Consider the following 1,375-nt stretch of genomic DNA (forward strand, 5'->3'; position numbering starts at 1 on the left):
AATACTCCGGACAATTTTTAGTTGAGGGAATAGACAAGAAAGCTATCGAGCCATTAAGGTGCTGATTAGAAAAAACTTGCACCGACTCGATAGCCATATGGAAATTGTACAAAGCTTACTGAGCAAAATGGGGATTTTTCATAAACCACAGATAAAAGCCTTGACAACCCTGTTTGCCACGATTCTAATTGCCTGTGGCAAGGTAAACTTTACCAACTTGAGTCGTTACAGCCAACGAACAGAGAGAAGTTATCGCCGACAGTTTAAAAAACAGTTTGATTTCGCTCAGTTCAACGCAGAAGTAATCAAAGCAGCAACGTCTCTTCATCACTCAATGATTGCGGTGATGGACTGTTCATTCATTGCTAAAAGCGGGAAAAAGACCTTTGGACTAGACCAATTTTATAATGGCAGTCACAATCGAGTTGAGAGAGGATTAGAGGTATCCTTGGTGGCGGTAGTAGATGTAGAAACGGAAGTGGCCTATAGTCTGCTTGCTGAACAAACATTTGACCAAGGCGAATGTCCAGAACTGACGCGGATGGACTACTATCTCCACCACCTGGAAATTGCTCAACCTCAATTACCTCCCCAAGTTCGCTACCTTGCTGTGGATGGAGCATATGCTAAAGAGGCATTTGTCAAGGGAGTCAAAGCACTGAATCTGGATGTGATTAGTAAACTGCGCCGAGACGCGAATCTACGATATGTGTTTGAGGGTGAACAAAAAGCACGGGGAGCTAAACGCAAATTTGATGGCAAAGTTGATCTAGCTGACCCTACTCGCTTGGCTTGGGTACGGGAACTGCAATCAGGGGTTGAACTCTACACAGCAGTTGTATGGCACGTTTCACTCAAACGCAAGATTCGTCTGGCTTATTTACTTGACCGCCGTCAGTCTCACAAACCGAGTTATGCTGTCTTATTCTCGACAGATATCAGCCAATCGCCAGACGAAATTTATCGTTTCTACAAACTGCGCTTTCAAATCGAATTCATCTTCCGTGATGCTAAACAGTTTACCGGACTGAGTGATTGTCAAGCCCGTGATGTCAAAAAGCTTGATTTTCATTTCAATGCTAGTTTCACTGCTTTAAATCTTGCCAAGCTCGATGCTCATCAACAGCAGTCTGCTCAAAAACCCTTGATCTTTTCTATGGCAAGTGTCAAGCGACGGGCACTCAATGACCATTTGCTCGACACCTTTATTTCAATGTTAGACCTCTCGCCAACTGTAATTAAATCCCATCCTAACTACCAAAACCTACGAGCTTACGGCGTTATTGCTGCTTAATTTTGTCCAGAGTATTGCTATTAAATTCAATCCTAAATATACCGAAGGAGAATACTTGATAATTCAAACACATCCATATAG

1 protein-coding gene is annotated in these 1,375 nt (G+C 42.8%); it reads left to right on the top strand.

Going from position 1 to position 1,375, the window contains the following annotated elements:
- Positions 1–346: 346 nt before the first annotated feature.
- Positions 347–1,294, top strand: coding sequence for a transposase (locus I8752_RS36640; RefSeq protein ID WP_214437038.1), 948 nt, complete (start codon positions 347–349; stop codon positions 1,292–1,294).
- Positions 1,295–1,375 lie beyond the last annotated feature (81 nt).

This window comes from Dendronalium phyllosphericum CENA369, assembly GCF_016056275.1.
Lineage (GTDB): Bacteria > Cyanobacteriota > Cyanobacteriia > Cyanobacteriales > Nostocaceae > Dendronalium > Dendronalium phyllosphericum.